Consider the following 22,159-nt stretch of genomic DNA (forward strand, 5'->3'; position numbering starts at 1 on the left):
AATGGAAAAGCTCGAGTTATTATGGCGTAGCACTTCACTAGCTCATTTTGAGTTAGGGCAAGTGATCATGATGAGCGTTGGTGCATTGTTACTTTATTTAGCTATTGTAAAGAAGTTTGAACCATTGTTGCTGCTGCCAATTGGCTTTGGTGCAGTCTTAACTAATATTCCATTAGCCGGTTTTAGTGATCCCGGTGGTTTGCTTTATATTGTTTACCATGTAGGGATTGATTCTGGGGTTTTTCCATTGCTTATTTTTATGGGCGTGGGAGCTATGACGGACTTTAGTGCGTTGATTGCTAACCCGAGAATGTTACTACTTGGGGCTGCGGCTCAATTTGGGATTTTCGGAACGTTATTTGGAGCTATTGCTTTGAATATGGTTCCTGGCTTTGAGTTTTCGTTACAAGATGCCGCGGCTATTGCCATTATAGGTGGCGCTGACGGACCAACCGCAATATTTTTAGCCTCAAAACTCGCTCCGGACTTGTTAGGAGCTATTGCTGTAGCAGCCTATTCTTACATGGCCCTAGTGCCCATTATCCAGCCACCAATTATGCGGCTTCTCACCAATGCCGAAGAAAGAAAAATTGAAATGCCGCAACTTAGAACTGTATCTAAGCGCGAAAAAATTATCTTTCCTTTGGCGGTACTCTTTTTGTGCGCTTTATTTTTACCAACAGCCACGCCTTTAGTGGGCATGTTTTGTTTAGGTAATTTAATGAAAGAATCAGGAGTGGTAGATAGATTAAGTAATAGTGCACAAAATGAGTTAATTAACGTGGTAACTATCTTTTTAGGACTCGCGGTTGGCTCTAAACTATCAGCTGATAAATTTTTGACGGTTGAAACCTTAGGTATATTGGCCTTAGGCGCAATAGCTTTCTCTATAGGAACTGCTGCGGGTATATTAATGGCAAAGGCAATGAGTAAGTTAAGTAGTCAGAGAATTAACCCGTTGATTGGAGCCGCAGGTGTATCAGCTGTTCCTATGGCCGCAAGAGTGGTTAATAAGGTGGGGCTTGAAGCAAATCACCATAATTTTCTGTTAATGCATGCTATGGGACCAAATGTAGCTGGAGTGTTAGGTTCGGCGGTAGCAGCTGGGATATTGTTAGCTTTAGTTGGATAATCAATGAAAAGTGCTGGGTAAATTGACGAGTAACCTAAGCGTCAGTTACTTAGCACTTTAATGGTTAAAGGTGGTGGCGATTTACTAAGGCCTGATGTGAATCAACTAACTTTTTGGTATATTCATCTTTAGGCCAATTAAATATTACGTCAGTTTTGCCTGATTCCACTACTTTGCCTTCTTTCATAATGATAACTTTGTCAGATATATGCCTTACAATACCCAAATTGTGAGAAATAAAGATAAATCCTAATCCTAAATCAAGCTGAAGTTTCATTAGTAAGTTTACGGCTTGCGAGCGTACTGACGGATCTAATGCTGCAAAAGGCTCATCTGCGACAATCACTTTAGGATTAAGTATGAGTGCGCGGGCCAGCGCTATTCTTTGGCGTTGCCCATCTGACAACATGTGTCGGTAAAAAAAGCGATGTTCAGACATTAAGCCAACTTGTCTTAAAGTACGCTCTATAAGAGATGTACGCTCTTGAGCATTGAGTTTGGTATTAAGACGCAGAGGTTCTTCCAAAATAGAACCTAGGGTTAATCCGGGATTAAGGGACTCATTGCTGTTTTGAAAAATCATTCTTATATCATGGCATCGAACACTAATATCTGATTTATTGATGTCCATTCCGTTCATAAAAATTTTGCCACTTTTAGGTGTTTCGATACCCACAAGTAGTTTGGCCAACAAGGATTTTCCTGAACTATTGTTGCCAACAATAGCCAAGGTTTCTCCCTCCTTAAGATTGAAACTTACCGGACCAAGATCAAAGGTTACTTCACTTTTTGACCACATCTTTTTAATGCGATTTTGGAAGGTTAGATCCCTAACATTTATTAGATCCATTACTTAGCTTCCCAATGTAGAGGAAAGTGACAACTATAAAAATGAGTATGCACCCGCCGAATTTGAGGTATTGCAACGCATTCTCTCCGAGCTCTGGGGCAACGAGGGCCTAATCGACAACCTATAGGTAAATTATGTAATGTTGGTATAGTGCCATCCAAAGAGCTAAGAGGGGACTTTGGAGGCAAGTCTTTTCGAAAGCTTGGGGCACTATTTAGCAGCGCCTGCGTGTAGGGGTGAAAGGCGCGTTTCCTCAGTTGCAACAGATCGCCACTTTCAACCGTTTGTCCACAATATAAAACAGTCATATAACTTGCCATGTTGGATATGGCTAATAAATCGTGGCTAACGAATAATACACTGGTACTTTTAACTTGATTAACTCTAGAAAGTAACTTCAATATTTGGGTTTTTGCGGTTACTTCCATACCCCTAGTGGGATCATCGGCAATAATTAACTTCGGTTCTGAAGCCAGTGCCATGGCAATCATAAATTTCTGTACTACATCGTTGGGGATCTGATGTGGGTAACTGCTTAAGCATAGTTGATGATTTTTAATACCTACTTTATGCAGTAAGTTTATCGCGAGTTCTCGCTTTTGTTTATTGCGTTGCCAAAACCAAGTTTTAGTTAGATTGTCAGTCGGAAGCATTTCTTGCAGTTGTTGACCTAGGGTTAGTAAGGGGTCAAGGGAATTAATTGGGTTTTGGAAAATCACAGAGATATCTTTGCGAATAATTTTACGCCTTGCTTTAACCGTCATGGTTAATAAATTTTGACCTTTCCATGTCATTCGGTCCGCTGTAATTCTCCAGCGCACCGGCAGTGCTCCAACAATCGCTTTGACTATTAAGCTTTTACCAGAGCCTGATTCACCTACCAAGGCGTGAATTTGCTTTTCATGGATGACCATGTTTATTTTATCAAGTGCCTTTACCCAGCTTCCTGAAATATCAATTTCTAATGTCAGGTTTTTGATATCAAGCAATACCATTAGTGTAATAACCTATTTCTAAGGGCTGATCGCAAACCATCACCCACTAAATTGATAGAAATTATCATAATAAATAAGGCTCCACCCGGTACCGCAATTGTCCAAGGTGCAATGTAAGCGACTTCAATACCTTCTAAAAGCATCGCCCCTAGTTCTGAAGAAGGGGCTTGTGCTCCTAATTTGAGAAACCCTAGAGCACTTATGTCTAAAATAGAAACAGACAGCGCTAGTGTGCCTTGAACAACTAACATCTCCCCCATATTGGGTAAGATAGAATGCATAAAAATGTGGGTTTTGCTCGCTCCATCGAGTTTGGCGGCCATAATATATTCTTTGGATAATTCGTGTCTTATAAAGTCGCGAGTTTGATGCACAAATTGCGGAATCAGAGCAAGAGCAATCGCCCACATACTATTGACGAGTCCAGTCCCTAAAATAGCGATAATAATGATGGCGATGAGTAAGGTGGGAATGGCTTGTATTGAGTCTAGTGTGTGGTTAATAAAACTTGAACGAAACCCTTTGCTCATTCCGGCTAACGCGCCTAATCCTACACCCAAAAACATGGCAACTACGACTAACAACAAACTAATACCAAAGGTTGTTCTGCACCCATAAATAATTCGCGACAATAAATCACGGCCTAATGCATCCGTCCCGAATAAATGGCTAATACCACCGTTAGGATACCAAGACGGTGGGATCAATAAATCACCTATTTGTTGCATATTCGGATCGAAAGGGGCCAACAGCGGACAAAAAATTGTGATAATCAAAAAAAATGCAAAACAAAACAAACCAGCAACAGCAATATGATTCTTTTTAAACTCCATCCAAGTGTACTGCAATGGAGAGGGATAATGTTCTTCTTGATATAAACTAGATTGTGGCACGTTCAGCCCTTCTGCGTCTTGGATCAGTGAGACGAATAGTAAGATCAATCGACATGGTAAAAATCACAACCAGAACTGAAACCGCTAACATTCCAGCCCTAATTGCGGGGTAGTCTTGCTGATAAATAGCTTGTATGAGCCAATTTCCAATACCGGGCCAAGAAAAAATACTTTCAACAATCATCGCGTTAGTTAACAGTGTGGGAAATTGCATCGCTAACAGCGGTAAAATGGGAATCAACGCATTTCTTACCCCGTGACGCATTAACACTTGTCGAGGAGTTAAACCTCTTGCGTAGGCTGCTAATATAAATTCACTGTTTAAGGTTTTGATTACTGAACGTCGAGTAATACGTATGATAAGTGTTGTTGTGACAACCGCAATTGATAAAGTGGGCAAAATAAGATGGCGCAATGCGCTAGTGAGCGCTGCACTTTTATCAATCGAATCAGATAATAAAATATCGATTAAAATAAAGCCTGTGGCTCTCGGGATTTCAAATAATAAGCTAATACGACCAGAAAGTGGAAACCATCCTAATTGCAAAGAAAAGAATAGAATCAATATCAAAGCTAACCAGAATACCGGAATAGAATATCCTAATAAGCTTACCGACAGTAAACTATAGTCAGTAAATTTATGATGCCGTAAGGCGGCTAAAAAACCTAGCGGTAATCCAATGAAAAAGGAAAGAAAAAGTGCATAGGCGCTTAGCTCTATACTCGCAGGGAGATAGTGACTGACATCTTCAATTAGCGGTAAACCAGAACTAAAACTCACCCCCCAATTTCCGGCAAATAACTCGCCCATGTAGTGCCAATATTGAACCAATATATTGGCGTCGACGGCGTATTTCAACTCACTATTTTGACGTTCGGTTAACTCAAGGAGTCTTAGGCCAGTAAGATTCTCTATGGCTTGGCCTGGAAATAAATATGCCAAGATAAATGACAATAAACTTAATACAAACAGGGTAGCCAAGACTAAGTTGGTGTAACGCAGCAAAACTTTTGTCATTAGAGTTTTTTCACTCCACCAAAACGCACACCACCATAGGGATTAATGACCAATCCTTGTAATTCTTTCCTGTGGGCTTGATATCTAGAAGCATGAGCAATAGGGATCAAAGGCAATTGTTCCGCCAAAAGTTCATTGGCTTGGCCATAAAAATAAGTGCGTTCACTGATGTCGGTGTATTGCAAAGCTTTGTTAATCAATAAATCGTATTCTTGTGAACACCACATTGCTCTGTTGGTGCCTGACTCGATTGCTGCGCAAGATAATAATGGTCGGTAAAAATTATCTGGATCACCGTTGTCGGCAGACCAACCAATCAGCACTGAGTCATGTATGCCCTGTGTTAAACGTTCTCTAAAAGTTGACCATTCGTAGCTGATAATATTGACTTGTATGCCAACTTCTTGCAGGTAAGCTTGTATTAGCTCGGCCATTTTAGTTGCATTGGGATTGTAAGCTCGTTGCACTGGCATCGCCCATACCGTCATAGAGAAATTTTCGGGGATCCCTTGCTCACGCAATAACTTTTTGGCTGCGATAGGATTATAACTAAGCGCTTTTACGTCAGACTGAAACGCCCAAGAGGTAGGAGGCACAATATTTTTTGCCAGAATAGCGCTATTAAAATAAATAGCCTCAATCAACGCGTTTTTATCAATTGCCATTCCTAGAGCTCGACGCACTTCTGGATTATTAAATGGTGCTTTAGAAGTATTAAATGCCCAAAAACCAATGTTTAAACCAGGCTTTTCATCTAATACTAACGCATCTTGCTGTTTGATTACTTCTAATTCACTGTGTGCTGGCAACGCAATGGCATCGCATTCGGCGGTAATAAGTTTAGCAAGTCTGAGTGAGCTGGAAGGTGTGATATCAAAAATGAGTTTGTCGGTTAACTGGATATTGCGCCAATATTTTGGGTGTTTTGTATAACGTATGTAGCGGTCCTGACGGAAACTAGCCAGTTGATAAGGACCCGTGCCCACTGGTTTATGATCAATTAACTCTTTTTGATTTCGAGAAATTAATTTGTCGGCATATTCCGCAGACAAAATTACCGCGAAATCTGTAGCGAGGTTGGCTAAAAATGAACTTTCAGGTTTGTTGAGGGTTATTTCTACTCGATAACCATTTAAACGCGTTACTTTTGTTATTAAGTCGGCGAGTTTTAGACTATCAGTGTAGGGGTATCTACCGCCAGATATCTGGTGAAAAGGGTGCGTCATCAAGCGCCAACGATCGATACTAAACAATACATCGTCAGCGTTAAAATAACGCGTTGGCGTAAACGTTTGAGTGTCGTGAAACGATACCTTACGCCTCAATTGAAAAGTATAGGTTTTGCCATCATCGCTAATTAGCCAACTGGTAGCTAGCGCTGGGACGAAGTCGCCAGTTACTGGGTCAAAATCAATTAATCTATCATAGATTTGGTGAGATGATGCATCCACAGTTGTGCCGGAAGTATCTAGTTGCGGATTGAAATTTGCAGGACTTCCTTCTGAACAATACACAATACCATTGGGGTCTGTTTTAGATAGAAGGAGACCATCGCAAGCACATAAGCAGATACTCGATAACATTATCAAGGCGGTTTTGACCCAATGGTTTATATTGCGCTTTTCGATAATATTCACGAAATCAGCTTAACCCAAGTCTTCATTAGTTTGCTCTAACAAATTATATTTTTTTAGATAGCCACGTAATTGATGGTAGGTTAAACCTAATTTTTCGGCGGTTTTCTTTTGATTAAATTGACTATCTGCCAAAGCTTGGTTAATTAAATCTATCTCAAAGTCTTGAGACAATTCCTTTAGATCGACTGGAAATTCAAAGCTTGGGTTTGTTTTTAATTCCTCAGTTGTTGTAATGTCTGCTATAGGTTCAGGTAAGTTGTCTGGTGGTGAAACCACTTCTGGTTGATTAATTCTATCCTGTGTTTTAACTCTCTTTTGAGGGCGGTAATTAGACTCAAATGGATCCAATACGATATTATGTACAGGTAAATTGGGGTTGTTGCTACGGTATACCGCTCGTTCAACCACGTTTTTAAGTTCGCGGATATTGCCTGGCCAGTTGTAATCCAATAGCGTGCGTTTGGCTTTTTCAGTAAAACCGCTGAATAGTTCCATATCTAATTCTCTAGCCATATTGATAGCAAAATGCTCAGCTAACATCATTATATCTTCTCTACGCTCGCGTAAAGGAGGAAGAGTAATCACGTCAAATGCTAACCTGTCCAGTAAATCGGCTCTGAATTCGCCTGATTCAGCTAGAGAAGGCAAGTCTTCGTTAGTCGCCGCCACTAACCTAACATCAACTTTCACACTTCGTGAGCCACCTACACGTTCGAACTCCCCATATTCAATCACGCGCAGAAGTTTTTCTTGCACCATTCCTGACGTATTGGCGAGCTCATCCAAAAACAAAGTGCCGTTATTGGCAGATTCGAATCGTCCTTCTCGGCGTTTTGCTGCACCAGTGAAGGCTCCTGCTTCGTAACCAAACAATTCACTTTCTAACAAACTTTCGTTCAGTGCCGCACAATTAAGTGTTAAATAGTTTTGTTCCCAGCGCTTTGACAAAAAATGCATACGTGCAGCAACTAGCTCTTTTCCCGTGCCTCTTTCCCCGATAATTAATACCGGTTTATTGAGTGGTGCGATCTGTGAAATTTGTTCCAACACTTCTAAAAAGTTATTAGAGTGACCTAGCAAGTTATCCTGTTGGCGAAAACGGCTCATCAATATCCTCAAAAAGTGGTCTAAACGACTAACTAATCGTCTGCTTACAAAATATTGTAGATCTCAGCGACCAGCGTGTAAATTAATATTTCTTTAAAATCAATAATTTAGTTTAAATACTATGTTGGCCTAGTAATTGAATACCATTTACTAAGAAAAACCAATAATCCAGTTAAGTAATAGTATTTAACGTACATTTGATAAAAGAGGTAAAGACTATGGGTATCTTCTCGCGTTTCACAGACATAGTGAACTCAAATATTAATTCGATTTTAGATAAGGCCGAAGATCCGGAAAAAATGGTTCGCTTAATTATTCAGGAAATGGAAGACACATTAGTTGAGGTGCGTTCTGCTTCAGCAAAGACGCTAGCAAGTAAAAAAGAGATTGCGTCGCAAATAGGCAAGGTACAAAACGAAGCTAAGGATTGGAAAGCAAAAGCAGAATTGGCTATCAGTAAAGATAGAGAAGATTTGGCTAGAGCCGCGTTGCAAGAAAAGAAAAAATGTGACGAACATGCCAAAGCCTTGTCTTCAGAACTTACTGTGGTTGATGAGCAGATTGTTAAGTTACAAAGTGAAGTGGGGCAATTACAAGATAAATTGGCCGATGCAAAAGCGCGTCAGAAGGCAATTATACTTAGACAAAAAACGGTTAGCTCTAGGCTTGAAGTGAAAAAAACCTTAGACAACGGCAAAGTGGATGCTGCAATGGGACGTTTCGAACAGTATGAACGCAAAATTGATGATCTCGAATCACAGGTTGATGCTTACGATTTAGGTAAAAAGACCCTAGCAGATGAGTTCGCTGAACTTGAATCTGATGATGAAATTGATGATGAATTGGCAGCTTTGAAGAAAAAAATGCAAAGTAAATCATCTGCTAGTAAAAAATAAGACCTATTTGAGCTGAAAGGAGATAAATTGTGGAAGACGTGATTGGAATCATAATAGCACCTATCATTATATTTATGATCTTTGTCGCTCCGATATGGTTGATAATGCATTATCGGAGCAAAAAACAAATGAGTCAGGGACTGACTGAAGATGAATATGGCACATTGCAAGAGTTAGCCGACAGGGCCGAAAAAATGGCCGAGCGCATCCATACATTAGAATCTATTTTGGATGCTGAGGCGCCAGAGTGGAGGAATAAGGTATGAGGACATATGGCACTTTGCATAGGGATCCAACGAAAGGAAAAATTGCAGGGGTATGTGCTGGAATAGCAGAGTACTTTGGTATGGAGATCTGGTTAGTGCGAATACTCACACTAACAGGTTTTTTCTTACTCGGAGGGCCATTTTTCTTCGTTGGATATATTGCCGCTTGGTTTATCTTAGAAAAAAAGCCGAAGGGATATACTGCTAGACCTAAAGACCATGAGTTCACGGCTAAAGGCTTTCAAAGCAAATCACAAGGTAAAGGGTGGCATAATGTTGATGAACAAGAATCAGAAAAAGTTGTGGTGAAATCTAAGGTTTGGCAAGCAGGTGAATCACCTAAACAGGCTTTTATTGATATTAAACAACGTTTTGAAAAAAACGAAGACAGACTAAGAAAAATGGAGACCTATGTGACATCATCTGAATTCCAACTCAACCGAGAATTAAGTAAATTATAACCAATTCAAAGGGCTAACCTGATGTTAGCCCAAACGGTTAGTTTTTTTAAATCAATAAAAGGTTGATAGATTTTTTATGCAAACGTCTTTTTTTCAACATGCTAGCGTTCAACTCTCCAAACAAAAACTAAAAACAACGGCTGCTAGATTAGTTAATCATCATGTTAATTTGGCGGTAACAGGTTTGAGTGGTAGCGGTAAAACCGCCTTTATTACATCCTTAGTCAATCAATTAATAGAAGCGAATGAATCTGCACATTTACCCTTTTTTTCGGTCGTTCGAGAATCACGATTGATAGGAGTAAAAAGGGATGTGCAACCTAATTTAACGCTTAATCGTTTTGCCTACGAAGATGCAATGTCTAAACTTACCCAACCTTCTCCGCAGTGGCCTTCTTCGACCAAAGGCATTTCCCAAGTTAGGCTGAAAATAAAGTACAAGAAGAGCCAGGGCTTTAGCAAATATTTAACTGAAGACGCCACACTAACACTAGATATTACCGATTACCCTGGTGAATGGTTACTCGACTTACCTCTATTAGACATGAGCTTTTTGCAATGGTCAGCCCATTGCGAGGAGGAGCTCAACGATCCTAACAGAAATGAGTTAGCGCAAGATTTTTTCAATGCTGTGGCTGAGCTGGATTTAATGGCTAAAGGCGACGAATTAGCACTACAACACATTGCTCAGTTATATACAAAATATCTAAATGATTGCCAAGCTCATGGCTATCAACTTTTGCAACCTGGTCGATTTATATTACCAGGAGAATTGTCAGGGGCACCGGTTTTGCATTTTTTTCCGATTGCGAGTAAACAATTGGAACAACAGGATGTTGATTTCAGTAATCTTATCAAAGGCAGTAATGCTGAGTTATTGGTGCAACGTTATGAGCACTATAAAACTCAAGTGGTACAACCATTTTACAAAGAGCATTTTAAACGCTTCGACAGGCAAGTGGTTTTAGTGGATTGTTTGTCAGCATTAAATCGAGGGTTTCATAGTTATCAAGATTTGCAAAAAGCATTAGATTGGTTAATGGGGAGCTTCCAATATGGTTCCTCAAATATTCTTAATCGCTTGTTCCAACCCAAAATTGACAAGTTAGTGTTTGCAGCTAGTAAGGCCGATCACATTACGCCAGACCAACAAACCAATTTGGTAAAGTTATTAGAAAGCATGTTGCATAGCGCACGAAAACAAATTCAGTTTGATGGCGTGGTAACCGAGTCGACAGCAATCGCTGCGATTCGCGCTTCCAAATCTGGACTAGGGCAGTTAAATGGGGAAAGTATTCCGGTGCTGCAAGGTACAAGTAAACAAGGAACAGCCATAACATTGTTTCCCGGCGAAGTACCGCAACATTGCCCAGAGCCTGAATTCTGGTTGCAACAACAATTTGAGTTTCCTAAATTGTCTCCGCCAGTAATGAAGGCTGAACATGTATTACCCCATCTTAGAATGGATCAAATACTCGATTTTCTGCTAGGGGATAAATTACTATGACGCCGTCTTCTATATCTCAAGAGTCGCTAAAAGGAAACTCCGCGAATAAAATTAAAGGAGCCCACGTTTTTGAGAATCAAGATGCCGATAAAGCGACTAAACCAAACGTAAAACCCGCAATTATGGTTACTGATCTTGAGTCAGTTGAGGTAACTGACGAGGCTATTCCTGATAGCTTATCAATGCCGTACCCAGAAGAATTAACCTCTAAAAAAAGAGGGCGAAAATGGACAGTACTATTATTTGTCATCATATTATTAGCGAGTAGCGCAGAATTAGTCTTATTTGTTATCGCTATGGTTGAACAAATGGATTGGTTAGCTGGTGTTTGGCTAGCTATCTTTTCGGTTTTGGGCATTGTATGCATGCGACAAATCTATATTGAATACCGAGGACTCAAACAACTTAAACGTCAAGAAATAGTGCGTGCTCAATCTGAGCAAATGGCCGCTACTAGTGTAATTGGATTGGCAGAACAACATTGCCTGAAAATTGCCGACAGTCTGCCAAAGAATTACCAGAGTTTGGTTGTTTCTTGGCGCGATAGTATTGATTCCCATCATTCCGATAGTGAGGTGTTAGCTTTGTTTGAACACCAAGTGTTAGCCCCTATCGATAAACTGGCGTTAAAACAAGTCAGCAGTAATGCCTCAGCAGCGAGTGTCATGATAGCGGTGAGTCCTTTTGCCTTGCTGGATATGTTGATAGTACTTTGGCGGAATATTCGCATGATAAACCAAGTTAGCAACATTTATGGATTACATTTGGGCTATTGGGGTCGAATAAGTTTGATCCGTAATATTTTCCATACAATGTTGTATGCAGGGGCCGCTGAAATTTTATCTGATGCGGGTAACTACGCTTTAGGTGCCGGACTAACCGGTAAAATTTCCACGCGTATTGCACAAGGAATGGGGGCCGGAGTACTTACTGCGCGGATAGGTCTAAAAGCCATTAATGAAAGTCGTCCATTGCCTTGGTTAAAAGAAACCAAACCGGGTTTATCAGGTATTAGCAAGCAGCTGTTAGCCGACCTAAACTCTCGTCTAGGCTGATAATTTGTAGCCTTGTTAGTGAATTTTAGCCCGTAAGATGTTAATGGTTTGTAAGCTTTTATTTACAAAGTTATTACTGGGCTAATGTTGAGCCAAGGCTTTCGATTTATGAGGGGATGAGTACAATTTTGCATGGAATAGCTAACAAATTAGTGTGATTTTATGTCAAAAAAAACTCGTTATGAGTCTCATCAACCGGATGAGAGAGGCCTCGTAAATTGGAGCGAGAAAGAAAATAAAGTTTGGTCAGCATTGTTGCAAAAACAATCAGAATTGCTTGAAGGTCGAGCATGTGATGAATATATTCACGGACTAGAGTTACTTAACTTACCTACTGAACGAATCCCTCAATTATCAGAAGTCAATTCAACTTTGTTAAAAACAACAGGGTGGCAAGTTAAACAAGTACCATCTTTGATAAATTTTGATGATTTCTTTCGATTATTGGCGAACAAACAATTCCCTGTCGCGACATTTATACGCTCGGATGAAGAGTTTGAGTACCTACAAGAGCCTGATATATTCCATGAAATTTTTGGGCATTGTCCCTTATTAACTAATCCAGCTTTTGCGCATTTTACGCATACCTATGGAAAACTCGGCTACAGTGCAAGTAAACTGGATAGGGCATTTTTAGCTAGGCTGTATTGGTTTACCGTTGAGTTTGGGTTAGTCAATACGACTAAAGGTACTCGAATTTACGGGGGAGGGCTTTTATCGTCACCTGGCGAGACAATTCATGCTCTTGAATCAGGTGATTGTGTGCACTGTGCAATGCAGCCATTAGATGCCTTAAGAACCCCTTACCGTATTGATATTATGCAACCGATTTATTATGTGCTGGACTCCTTTGACTCACTTTTTGATATCGCTGAAATGGATATCATGACTTTGGTCGAAAGAGCCAAAAGTTTAGGATTGTTTGCGCCAAGGTTTTTACCAAAACAGAAACAAGCCGGTTGATAGAGAGACAAGTCTAAACATCCTTTCATTAATTGTTGGACCCTTATTTGCGCCTATACACGAATAGGCGCAATTAAAAACTGTTGCCGCCTGATACTAACCAACTAAGTATTACTCAATGTTATCTCTATATTTCTTGGCGATTTTGTTCCTATTGATTATTGCGAATAGCAATCTGTTATCAAACTAAAACAGACTTGAGCAGGATCGGTAATATTTGACCCAATATATATCGTTAGCTAAACAAGGTTCTTCACCTTGTATCAAGTGAAGGCTAATAACGCTGTCTAACCTTAATCAATTGTAATAATATCTTTACGTTTACCCTGTTTGGGTTGGTCTAGTTGAGTATTAAATGAGGTTGTAAATGCGCTTAGAAGTAAACTGCCAAGATCGCTTAGGAATTGCCCAAGACGTATTAGATATATTAGTCGAACATGAAATTGATCTGCGCGGGATTGAGATAGATGAACAAGGGAAAATATTCTTAAATTTTCCCAATATGGAATTTGCAGACTTTCAACACTTGATGCCCCAAATACGAAAAATAGAGGGGATAGAAGATGTAAAAACCACGCCATTTATGCCTATAGAAAGAGAGCAATACCAACTTAAGGCACTACTGCAGACCTTACCTGACCCCGTTTTTTCGGTTGATACCAAAGGTAGAATTATCCTAATCAATGATGCCGTAGTAACAAATTTAGAAATTCCCAGAAGTGAAATTATCGGTAGTGATATCGCTGACTTACTAAAAGGATTTAACGTTATTCGTTGGTTGGAAGGTAAAAACCCCCAATCCCAAGCACAAAGGATTCGATTCTCAGAACAAGATTATTTGCTTGATATGTTGCCTGTTATGGTTCCAGACTCGGATGGCGAAGGTATATTAGCAGGCGCAGTTTTTATGCTGAAGTCAGAACTTCGTTTAGGCCAGCAACTCACTGTGTTTCATAAAGCGAGCGTAGACAGTTTTATTTCGATTCAAGCAGATAGCAAAGCAATGAAAAACGTAGTTAAAGAAGCCAAAAGGATGGCTGAATTGGATGGGCCTATTATTATTTTCGGTGAGACTGGAACTGGCAAAGAAATGCTTGCGAAAGAATGCCACGAAGCGAGTAGACGCCATGAAGGCCAGTTTTTAAGACTAAATTGTGCCTCTTTGCCAGATAACGTAGCTGAGAATGAGTTATTTGGATGTACCCAACAGGGGAGTAATCAAGATGAAGCTAAAGTTGGTTTACTTGAACTCGCTACTGGAGGCACTTTGTTCTTGGATGAAGTAGGGGATATGTCACTGCAACTACAGGCGATATTATTGCGAGTCTTACAAAACAATAGTTACCGAAGAATAGGAGAGGAAAACGAACGCCCAATCGATGTGAGAATAATTTGTTCGACACAAAAAGATCTAGGAAAGTTAATGCAGGACGGCGTGTTTAGGGAAGATTTGTTTTATCGACTAAATGTTCTGAGTTTAGTGCTACCGCCACTGAGAGAGCGTAAGTCAGATATTATCGCTTTAGCCGAGCGTTTCATCAAACAGCACAGTGTTAAATTAGGTCGCAAAACACCCAAAATGACCAAAGCTTGTGTTGATTATTTACATACCTATCCTTGGCCAGGAAATGTAAAGCAGCTTGAAAACGCGCTTTACCGAGCGGTTTCTTTATTAGAAGGCAACGAATTAGACCGAGAGAACATTCAATTGCCTTCGTGCTCAGCTACAGCAAGTTTTGTATCAGAAGAATTTTCGGGAAGTTTAGATGATGAGGTTAAGCGTTTTGAAAAAGATATTTTAATGCGCTTGTATCCTAGTTATCCAAGTACTAGGCAATTGGCAAAAAAGCTAGGTTTGAGTCATACGGCCGTTGCCAATAAATTGCGAGACTATGGCATTAATAGAAAAACTGTAAAAATAGTGTGAGTGACTTTTTTGAAAAATTGGGGCTATTGATAATGCTAGATAGCCCAATAAGAAATCGAAGTCTGTTGTGTTAAAAGCGCCTGCTAGTAAAAAACTAGCAGATTCATCTATAAATTTTTAATTGGCAATTCAGTGGTATTTTTTACTTGTTTTAGGGCAAAAGTAGAGCTTAGGTGGTCAACTAGGGGAAGGTTAGTCAATTTGGTTTTAAGTAAATGTTCATATTCTTCAATACTTTCTACTACCACCTTCAGTAAATAGTCTTTATCGCCACTTGTGGTATGACATTCAACTATTGATTCAATACTTTGTACCGCTTTTTCAAAGTCATTTAAGGATTCACCATCATGATTTTTTAGGGTGACATAAATAAAAACTGACACGCCTAAATTTAACTTCTTGTTATCTAATAAGGTAACTTTCTGCAAAATAATTTTGTCAGCTTCTAGACGTTTTACTCTTCTCCAACAGGGAGTATGTGACAAACCCACTTTTTGACTTAAGTCTGCCATTGATACCGTCGCGTCCTTTTGCATTACTCGCAAAATTTCCCGATCGAATTTATCTAATTTCATAAAATATCTTTTTAACTAAGAGAAAAAAACTAAGCTCGTAGCATGATGAAAGTTTAATTCTTTTTCAAGACAAAAATGAGGATATTTATCCTAGTGTCTCATTTCTTTTACGATTTATTCTTATAACTGAATTGGTTGCTTTAAAAAGTCGCAAAAGACGTCCTATATCTTTCGCGATATGATCGCTTTATTAGTCTAGAAAACGAGAGAATAAAATGTCGGTTTTTGAGCATAGCGAATTTGACGAACATGAACACGTAGCTTTTCATCAAGATAAAGTCTCAGGATTAAAAGCAATCATTGCTGTGCATAATTCGAATCTTGGAAACGCCTTAGGTGGTTGTCGAATGTGGCCGTATATGAGTGATGAAGAAGCGGTGCGAGATGTTTTGAGGTTATCTAAAGGTATGACCTATAAAGCGGCGATGGCTGGCCTGAAACAAGGAGGAGGCAAAGCCGTAATTTTTGGTAACCCGCGTACTGAAAAAACGCCTGAAAAAATGTTAGCTATGGGTAAATTTATTGATAGTTTGTCAGGGCAATATATCAGTGCTGAAGACTCAGGTTTAACAGTTGATGATTTGAAATTAATGGGGCAACAAACTGATTTTGTCTCAGGAATACAGGCTAAGTATCATATCAATTCTGAACCCGCCGACGGTAATCCGGCACCCTCAACAGCTTACGGCGTCTACGTTGGTTTAAAGGCAACGGTTAAATATTCAATGAATTCAGATTTAAAAGATGTGAAAGTGGCAATTCAGGGATTAGGTCATGTGGGAATTCGTTTAGCTAAACATTTACATAACCAAGGTGCCAAGTTATATGTGACTGATATTCATCCGGAAAATATTGAAAAAGCCGTGAATGAGTTCTCTGCGGTTGCCGTAGCGCCTAATGATATCTACGACCTAGATGTTGATGTATTTGCCCCCTGTGCCATGGGAGCCGTACTTAATGAAGAAAATATCGATAAATTGAACGTGAAAGTCATTGCTGGGGCTGCAAATAATCAATTGGCAAAAGAATCACTCGGACAATTATTAACTGACAAGGGCATAGTGTACGCTCCAGATTATGTGATAAACGCAGGTGGCATAATTGACATTTACCATCAGTCAATCGCTAGCTCTGATAGAGAGTTGAGAGAGCATATCGAAAAAATAAGCAATACGCTCCTAGAAATATACCATCGCGCTCAGTCGCAAGGAATTGCCACTAATATTGTCGCCAATGAAATTGCCGAAGAACGATTTGGTAAATAATTAAATTGTCCTTAAAAGTGGGTTGCATATAACATTAGCTTTGTTCATAATGCGCCCGCCTTAATGAGAACAACAAGTTTTGAGTAAGGTTTTTCAATGGTGACCTTTCGGTCCCCTCGCAATGATACTTTGTGAACCCGGTCAGGCCTGGAAGGGAGCAGCCGCAGCAAACGACTCATGTGCCGAGGTGTGGCTGGAAGGGCACCACCAATCCTACGGATACCATTTTGTTTCAATGTGTACAAGTGTACCTTTGATACGCTTCGATGTTCATCAAAAAATCCAAATGAGTTCATTTACTTGACAGCATCAGTGTGTTCTATAATCTGCTGTGTTTGTGGTAAATATAGGTTTGTTTAATGAGTAAAAATACGGTCAGCAAAAATCTTCCCTCTGAAATGCTTGCGCACGAACTAACTCGGGCTGCTAAGGCTTTGGAAATCGGCGATTTTAGACTGGTCATAGAGATTACTAAAGGGTTGTTGCGTACCGACAATAAAATACCCGAAGCGCATTTTTTGATTGCCAGAGTGGCGATCGAAACGCAACAATTGGAAATTGCTTTAAAAGCCCTTGAAACCGCGGTAGAACTTGATGCTTTGGCCTCAGAGTATTGGGCGTTTTTGGCATTGGTCTATTGTCAAATTGGTAACATGGCGAAAGCTGAAAAATCGGTATTTAGAGCTCAGCAAATCGGTAGTAACCAATCTTATGTATTGCATCCTATGGCACATGTAATGAGTGTGTTAGGACACACCACCGAAGCAATACAAAATTTAAAAAAGGCGACGCAATTATCTCCTGAACACTCTGTATATCATAGAGCGCTGGGTGTCAGTTTGTTGGAAGCTGGTGACTTAACAGGTGCCCAACAATCACTCTACGAAGCCGTGAGAATTAATAAATACGATGCAGAGTCTTGGTGGAGCTTGTCTTCATTGGTGAAGGCAAAAGACAATGATATGGCAGAGCAAATAGTTGCCATTATGGCGGGGACTAATGTTAATCCCAGACAGCGCGCGTTTTTAGGTTATGCTGCAGGCAAATTATTTGAAGATACACAGTGTTGGCAGCAAGCGTTTAAAGCCTTTGAGTTTGGCGCCAAGGCCAAACGGAGTCTTGTGGATTATGATCATTCTCATGCCCAAAACACTTTTGCAACTATTAAAGCTGTGTGTACTAGTGATTGGTTACAAACCGCAGTTGATGAGAATAATGAAATCGCCCCAATATTTATTGTAGGGCAACCAAGAACGGGCACTACCCTGGTCGACCGAATTATTTCTAGTCATAGTCTAGTGCATTCGGCTGGTGAGCCTTTGCAAATGGCGATGTCGCTACGGGCGATATCAGCCACCCGTACCAAAGAGTTTGTTTCTGCAGAATTAATAAGTAACGCTAGGAATATTAAAGGGGCAGATTTAGCTGAATCTTATCTGTCTGGTTTAGCCAATCTACGTGGAAAAACGCCATATTTCATCGATAAATTTCCGATGAACTTTATGTTGTTAGGGTTTATTGTAAAAGCTTTTCCTAAGGCCAAAATAATTCACGTTACTCGAGGGCCAGTCGACACATGTTTTTCGGTATTTAAGCAACTATTCGAAGAAGTTTATCCACACAGTTATGGTCAAGTTGAGATGGCTGAACATTATGTTATGTATCGAGATTTAATGAAGCATTGGCATCAAATTATGCCAGGAAAGATTTTTGATATTGCCTATGAAAATGTCGTTTCTGACAATGAAGGGCAAGCACGTGACTTGCTGCACTTTTTAGGTCTTGAATGGGAAGACGCATGTACAGATTTTGAAAAAAATAATACAGCTGTCGTCACTGCTAGCGCTGCACAAGTGCGTGAAAAAACCCACAGACGTTCAGTTGACCGATGGAAGCAATATAAGAAACAACTTTCACCTACACTAAAAGTATTAGAGGCTGCGGGCATTGTGTCTTCATAGTACATCAAGCCTTTGTGTAACCTATTATTTGAATACCACGCAGTTCGCCCATCTATTATTTTCCTTTATTTTGTCTCAGCTCTATTTTGCTCCATAAAATTTATCGCCTGACTTACCGCATTACTCGCATTCATTTCCATTTGTTGGCGTTCACTTGGCGCCAAATAAAAAGACATGTCGACTTCAAATCTAATATAACGAGGAGGGATTTGATTTAATGCAAGACAACATAAGTCAGCTAAATAATCTTCATCTTTAGACTTGTCCAAACCTAAAAACTGAATTCTCTCTAACACTAAGTGCTCGTAATAGTTATGAATATCATCGTCTAGTTTCATACTTTTGACCTTACAAGTGAATTTCGCGTTTACCGCCTACTATAAACATTAACTGGCTATTTGGCACAGTAGTCGTTCAATAAAACTTTCTATATTTACCTTTACACCAACGTTATCTTTGAAAATTAAGCGTATATTGACGTTAATTTAGTACGTTTATTCCAAAACAATCTGTTTTGGTTGAAATCTAAACTAAAATTTACTCGGTTGGTACGAAAATGCAGCTTTTTTATATATCTTATAATCTAACGCATTACTATAGTTGACCCTAATCCCTACTTCCGTATATTATCTGTTGTGAGGTTCACTACCTTTTTTATATTAAAAGTCGTTTTAACGACAACACACACTTATTGTGGTCCAGGGAGACATACATGTTTAAATTTAAAAAGAGTGCAGCAGCTCTAGCTGTAACTGCATGCTTGGGAGTGTCACTTCCAGCGCTAGCAAATAATACCAACGGTGCCATTACTGGTAATTCAGTTACTACTTCTGGAAACGTTTTAACTGGCGTAACAGTTTCAATCGAAAACTTAGATACAGGCCTTTCGCGTACTGTAGTTTCCAATGATGACGGTGCTTTCCGTTTTCCATTGCTTCCACCAGGGCCGTATAAAATTGTTGCTGAGAAAGATGGTTTTACTACAACCGTTGAAGAAAGTGTTCGAGTAGGTATTAGTGGTAAAGTTAACCTTAACTTAGCACTAAACGATGCAAGCATGGAACGAATCGAAGTTTCTGGCTCTGCGATTTCATTAGTTGATATTACGAGTAACAGTACTGGTATCGTAGTTGACTCAGTTACGCTTGAGAAGGTTCCAGTTCCTCGTGATTTGACAAGTGTTGCGTTATTAGCGCCAGGTACAACTAAAGGTGATTCTAACTTTGGTAACGTACCTTCGATTGGCGGTGCCTCTGCTGCTGAAAATGCGTATTACGTAAACGGTCTTAACCTAACTAACTTCAGAACAGGTGTGGGTTCAAGTAATCCTCCATTTGAAATGTTCGATACTTTTGAAGTGAAAACTGGTGGTTACTCGGCAGAATATGGTCGTGTAACTGGTGGTGTTATTAACGCTAAAACTAAAAGCGGTACTAATGACTTCAAATGGGGTGTCAACGTATTTATTGAGCCTGATGGTCTTCGTGAAGATAAGCCTAATGCCGTTAATGCCCTTGGTCAAACTAACATTGATAACTCAGGCGACGAAAATACCGCTTGGGATGTCAACTTATGGGCCAGTGGCGCAATAGTTGAAGATACTTTATTCTTCTACGTACTTTATAACCCGCGTTCAGATGTGTTTGATTACCTAGGGCGAGAAAATCAAGTTGGTGACGATCTAGTTCGTAGTGTTTTTAAAGATGAAGATGAAGATGCCTTCTGGGGCGCTAAAATTGACTGGTATATTAACGAAAACAATATACTCGAAGTAACTGGCTTTTCTGACAAAAGTGATGAGCTAAATTACACTTATACCAGCACTAATGGCGTATTAGATGAAGGTGTTTATGGTACAACCCAAACAGGTGGTGACAACTATAGCATCAAGTACACTAGTATACTGACTGACGATTTCTCAATCTCTGCAATGTATGGTATCAACGAAGCCAACAGAACCACTTCAAGTCCATTGGATGCTAACCCAGCAATTTATCGTCGATTCGATAGTACTGGTGCGTTTGTTAGAGGTGGTAACTTTGGTAACTTCAATATTGATGTAGGTTCTGATGAACGTGAAGTCTTCCGTATTGATGCTGACTGGTATATCGGTGACCACGAAATACGTTTCGGTGTAGATTCAGAAACCTTAACTGCAACCGCAAATACTACTAACTCTGGTGGTAATTATTATCTTATTTATGTAGATGACGTAACCGATCCAGCCAATCCTACTCCTTATGAAGTGCGCAGACGTACTTATATAGCTGGTGGTGACTTTGAATCTAAAAACTTTGCTTATTACATTCAAGATCAATGGCAAGCAACTGACAAACTAGTTATTAATGCTGGTTTACGTAATGATTCTTTCGAAAACTTTAACGGTGCCGGTGAATCGTTTATTGAGCTAAGTAATCAGTGGGCACTTCGTTTAGGTGCAGTTTACGACGTAAATGGAGACGGCGATTCTAAAGCTTATTTCAGTTATGGTCGTTATTACTTACCAATTGCGGCAAACACCAACATTCGTTTGTCTGGTGCAGAAACTTATATTCACGACTTTAGAGCATTTGAAGGTTTCGCCGATGCGTCAATAGACCTTCCTAACTTTAATGACAGTGGTACAGCTACTTCTCCGCAACAAGTGTTTTCTGACGGTGATGTACCCACTACAGCTGCGATCGTAGACCAATCTATAGATCCAATGTATTCTGATGAGTATATTGCTGGTTATCAGTTCCAGTTGTCTGACGATTGGAGCATGGCGGTTCAAGGTACTTACCGTGAATTGGCAACTACTATTGAAGATGTTGCGATTGACTATGGCTTTAATCAATATTTAGAACGTGAGTTCGGTAGATCTTGTGAAGAGTGTTCTGGTTTCCATTATTATATTCTAACTAACCCTGGTACTGATTTAACTTTCCAAGCTGATGATGGTGAAACTTACACTATCCCTGCTGATGACTTAAATTACCCAGAATCTATTCGTAAGTATGCGTCTGTCGATGTTACTTTTGAAAGAGCGTGGGACGGTGTTTGGATGTTAAACGCTGCTTATACCTGGTCTCATAGCTGGGGTAATAACGAAGGTTATATTCGTTCAGATAATGGACAAGACGATGCGGGTCTAACGACTTTGTTTGACCAACCTGGTTTGTTAGACGGTGCTAATGGTAACCTTCCTAATGATAGACGCCATGCGATAAAATTATTTGGTTCGTATCAAGTAACTGAAGAGTTGAACTTAGGTATCAATGCTAAATGGCAGTCTGGTCGTCCGAAGAATGCATTTGGTTATCACCCAACAGATGTATTTGCTCAGGCTTACGGTTCTGAATCATTCTTTGCTGACGGTGAGTTAGTACCACGTGGTTCTTTAGGTACTACTAGTTCTGTATTAGAAATAGATGTAACAGCTAGTTATAATGTTCCAATCGGCGAAGATTATGATTTAACGCTACGTGCGGATATCTTTAATATACTTAATAGTGACACTGCAACAGAAGTTGCCGAAATCTACGACCAAGAAACTTCAGCTGGTGCTGGAACTGGACTCGTTAGCCCTGAGTTTGGATTACCTTCAAACTGGCAAACACCTCGTTTCGTTCGTTTAAGTGCCTCTCTAAGATTCTAAACTCAGTTTTGAAA

The 22,159-nt window shown here is 39.8% G+C and carries 19 protein-coding genes and 1 other RNA gene; 12 read left to right on the top strand and 8 right to left on the bottom strand.

Annotated elements, in window-relative coordinates; genetic code table 11:
• Window position 1: 1 nt before the first annotated feature.
• Window positions 2–1,132 (top strand): sodium ion-translocating decarboxylase subunit beta, encoded by a 1,131-nt coding sequence (locus KO534_RS08020; protein ID WP_215929127.1) that lies wholly within the window; start codon window positions 2–4, stop codon window positions 1,130–1,132.
• 64 nt (window positions 1,133–1,196) lie between these two features.
• Here the strand turns inward: KO534_RS08020 and KO534_RS08025 are convergent, their stop codons facing one another.
• The 6 genes from KO534_RS08025 to pspF form a co-directional block, all read right to left on the bottom strand.
• Window positions 1,197–1,982: a peptide ABC transporter ATP-binding protein gene (locus tag KO534_RS08025; protein WP_215929128.1), complete on the bottom strand. Its 786-nt coding sequence runs from the start codon at window positions 1,980–1,982 to the stop codon at window positions 1,197–1,199.
• On the bottom strand, window positions 1,982–2,977 hold the full coding sequence (locus KO534_RS08030) for an oligopeptide/dipeptide ABC transporter ATP-binding protein (protein WP_215929129.1): 996 nt from the start codon (window positions 2,975–2,977) through the stop codon (window positions 1,982–1,984). Before KO534_RS08030 ends, KO534_RS08025 begins: the two co-directional genes overlap by 1 nt.
• A complete protein-coding gene (locus KO534_RS08035) occupies window positions 2,977–3,870 on the bottom strand; it encodes an ABC transporter permease subunit (RefSeq protein ID WP_215929130.1) in 894 nt (297 codons plus the stop codon). Before KO534_RS08035 ends, KO534_RS08030 begins: the two co-directional genes overlap by 1 nt.
• Window positions 3,857–4,888 (bottom strand): ABC transporter permease, encoded by a 1,032-nt coding sequence (locus KO534_RS08040; RefSeq protein WP_215929131.1) that lies wholly within the window; start codon window positions 4,886–4,888, stop codon window positions 3,857–3,859. The genes KO534_RS08035 and KO534_RS08040 overlap by 14 nt, the downstream gene beginning before the upstream one ends.
• Window positions 4,888–6,471, bottom strand: a complete 1,584-nt coding sequence (locus KO534_RS08045) for an ABC transporter substrate-binding protein (RefSeq protein ID WP_215929210.1) — start codon at window positions 6,469–6,471, stop codon at window positions 4,888–4,890. The genes KO534_RS08040 and KO534_RS08045 overlap by 1 nt, the downstream gene beginning before the upstream one ends.
• A 63-nt stretch (window positions 6,472–6,534) precedes the next feature.
• Window positions 6,535–7,632, bottom strand: a complete 1,098-nt coding sequence (gene pspF, locus KO534_RS08050) for a phage shock protein operon transcriptional activator (RefSeq protein ID WP_215929132.1) — start codon at window positions 7,630–7,632, stop codon at window positions 6,535–6,537.
• 218 nt (window positions 7,633–7,850) lie between these two features.
• Here pspF and pspA point away from each other — a divergent pair, with 218 nt between their 5' ends.
• The 7 genes from pspA (at window position 7,851) to tyrR (ending at window position 14,707) form a co-directional block, all read left to right on the top strand.
• Complete coding sequence (gene pspA / locus KO534_RS08055) at window positions 7,851–8,528, top strand: phage shock protein PspA (RefSeq protein WP_215929133.1); 678 nt, start codon at window positions 7,851–7,853, stop codon at window positions 8,526–8,528.
• Between the two features lie 29 nt (window positions 8,529–8,557).
• Window positions 8,558–8,794: an envelope stress response membrane protein PspB gene (gene pspB / locus KO534_RS08060; RefSeq protein WP_215929134.1), complete on the top strand. Its 237-nt coding sequence runs from the start codon at window positions 8,558–8,560 to the stop codon at window positions 8,792–8,794.
• On the top strand, window positions 8,791–9,255 hold the full coding sequence (gene pspC / locus KO534_RS08065; RefSeq protein ID WP_215929135.1) for an envelope stress response membrane protein PspC: 465 nt from the start codon (window positions 8,791–8,793) through the stop codon (window positions 9,253–9,255). Before pspB ends, pspC begins: the two co-directional genes overlap by 4 nt.
• Before the next feature lie 76 nt (window positions 9,256–9,331).
• Window positions 9,332–10,762 carry a YcjX family protein gene (locus KO534_RS08070; RefSeq protein ID WP_215929136.1) on the top strand — a complete coding sequence of 477 codons (1,431 nt, stop codon included), beginning with the start codon at window positions 9,332–9,334 and terminating at the stop codon, window positions 10,760–10,762.
• Window positions 10,759–11,817 carry a YcjF family protein gene (locus KO534_RS08075; RefSeq protein WP_215929137.1) on the top strand — a complete coding sequence of 353 codons (1,059 nt, stop codon included), beginning with the start codon at window positions 10,759–10,761 and terminating at the stop codon, window positions 11,815–11,817. Before KO534_RS08070 ends, KO534_RS08075 begins: the two co-directional genes overlap by 4 nt.
• Before the next feature lie 162 nt (window positions 11,818–11,979).
• Entirely contained in the window at window positions 11,980–12,780 is an 801-nt protein-coding gene (gene phhA / locus KO534_RS08080; protein ID WP_215929138.1) for a phenylalanine 4-monooxygenase, read from the top strand.
• A 367-nt stretch (window positions 12,781–13,147) separates the two neighbouring features.
• A complete protein-coding gene (gene tyrR, locus KO534_RS08085) occupies window positions 13,148–14,707 on the top strand; it encodes a transcriptional regulator TyrR (protein ID WP_215929139.1) in 1,560 nt (519 codons plus the stop codon).
• Window positions 14,708–14,814: 107 nt separating this feature from the next.
• On the opposite strand, the gene KO534_RS08090 is transcribed toward tyrR, so the two are convergent.
• Window positions 14,815–15,282, bottom strand: coding sequence for an Lrp/AsnC family transcriptional regulator (locus KO534_RS08090; protein ID WP_215929140.1), 468 nt, complete (start codon window positions 15,280–15,282; stop codon window positions 14,815–14,817).
• 215 nt (window positions 15,283–15,497) lie between these two features.
• Between KO534_RS08090 and KO534_RS08095 the strand changes: the two genes are divergently transcribed.
• The 3 genes from KO534_RS08095 (at window position 15,498) to KO534_RS08105 (ending at window position 18,508) form a co-directional block, all read left to right on the top strand.
• Window positions 15,498–16,547 carry a Glu/Leu/Phe/Val dehydrogenase dimerization domain-containing protein gene (locus tag KO534_RS08095; RefSeq protein WP_215929141.1) on the top strand — a complete coding sequence of 350 codons (1,050 nt, stop codon included), beginning with the start codon at window positions 15,498–15,500 and terminating at the stop codon, window positions 16,545–16,547.
• 105 nt (window positions 16,548–16,652) lie between these two features.
• Window positions 16,653–16,749: signal recognition particle sRNA small type (gene ffs / locus KO534_RS08100), an RNA gene on the top strand.
• 157 nt (window positions 16,750–16,906) lie between these two features.
• A complete protein-coding gene (locus KO534_RS08105; RefSeq protein ID WP_215929142.1) occupies window positions 16,907–18,508 on the top strand; it encodes a tetratricopeptide repeat-containing sulfotransferase family protein in 1,602 nt (533 codons plus the stop codon).
• Window positions 18,509–18,573: 65 nt separating this feature from the next.
• On the opposite strand, the gene KO534_RS08110 is transcribed toward KO534_RS08105, so the two are convergent.
• On the bottom strand, window positions 18,574–18,846 hold the full coding sequence (locus KO534_RS08110) for a late competence development ComFB family protein (protein ID WP_215929143.1): 273 nt from the start codon (window positions 18,844–18,846) through the stop codon (window positions 18,574–18,576).
• Between the two features lie 374 nt (window positions 18,847–19,220).
• On the opposite strand from KO534_RS08110, the gene KO534_RS08115 reads away from it, so the two are divergent.
• Window positions 19,221–22,145: a TonB-dependent receptor gene (locus KO534_RS08115; RefSeq protein WP_215929144.1), complete on the top strand. Its 2,925-nt coding sequence runs from the start codon at window positions 19,221–19,223 to the stop codon at window positions 22,143–22,145.
• Window positions 22,146–22,159: the final 14 nt, after the last annotated feature.

It is taken from the genome of Paraglaciecola arctica (genome assembly GCF_018861065.1).
Taxonomy (GTDB): Bacteria; Pseudomonadota; Gammaproteobacteria; order Enterobacterales; family Alteromonadaceae; genus Paraglaciecola; species Paraglaciecola arctica_B.

Bases quoted from the DNA above. Each gene is read 5' to 3' on its own strand.
- KO534_RS08020 (WP_215929127.1), top strand. From the start codon at position 2: ATGGAAAAGCTCGAGTTATTATGGCGTAGCACTTCACTAGCTCATTTT.
- KO534_RS08025 (WP_215929128.1), bottom strand. From the start codon at position 1,982: ATGGATCTAATAAATGTTAGGGATCTAACCTTCCAAAATCGCATTAAA.
- KO534_RS08030 (WP_215929129.1), bottom strand. From the start codon at position 2,977: ATGGTATTGCTTGATATCAAAAACCTGACATTAGAAATTGATATTTCA.
- KO534_RS08040 (WP_215929131.1), bottom strand. From the start codon at position 4,888: ATGACAAAAGTTTTGCTGCGTTACACCAACTTAGTCTTGGCTACCCTG.
- KO534_RS08045 (WP_215929210.1), bottom strand. From the start codon at position 6,471: ATGTTATCGAGTATCTGCTTATGTGCTTGCGATGGTCTCCTTCTATCT.
- pspF (WP_215929132.1), bottom strand. From the start codon at position 7,632: ATGAGCCGTTTTCGCCAACAGGATAACTTGCTAGGTCACTCTAATAAC.
- pspA (WP_215929133.1), top strand. From the start codon at position 7,851: ATGGGTATCTTCTCGCGTTTCACAGACATAGTGAACTCAAATATTAAT.
- pspC (WP_215929135.1), top strand. From the start codon at position 8,791: ATGAGGACATATGGCACTTTGCATAGGGATCCAACGAAAGGAAAAATT.
- KO534_RS08070 (WP_215929136.1), top strand. From the start codon at position 9,332: ATGCAAACGTCTTTTTTTCAACATGCTAGCGTTCAACTCTCCAAACAA.
- KO534_RS08075 (WP_215929137.1), top strand. From the start codon at position 10,759: ATGACGCCGTCTTCTATATCTCAAGAGTCGCTAAAAGGAAACTCCGCG.
- phhA (WP_215929138.1), top strand. From the start codon at position 11,980: ATGTCAAAAAAAACTCGTTATGAGTCTCATCAACCGGATGAGAGAGGC.
- tyrR (WP_215929139.1), top strand. From the start codon at position 13,148: ATGCGCTTAGAAGTAAACTGCCAAGATCGCTTAGGAATTGCCCAAGAC.
- KO534_RS08090 (WP_215929140.1), bottom strand. From the start codon at position 15,282: ATGAAATTAGATAAATTCGATCGGGAAATTTTGCGAGTAATGCAAAAG.
- KO534_RS08095 (WP_215929141.1), top strand. From the start codon at position 15,498: ATGTCGGTTTTTGAGCATAGCGAATTTGACGAACATGAACACGTAGCT.
- KO534_RS08105 (WP_215929142.1), top strand. From the start codon at position 16,907: ATGAGTAAAAATACGGTCAGCAAAAATCTTCCCTCTGAAATGCTTGCG.
- KO534_RS08110 (WP_215929143.1), bottom strand. From the start codon at position 18,846: ATGAAACTAGACGATGATATTCATAACTATTACGAGCACTTAGTGTTA.
- KO534_RS08115 (WP_215929144.1), top strand. From the start codon at position 19,221: ATGTTTAAATTTAAAAAGAGTGCAGCAGCTCTAGCTGTAACTGCATGC.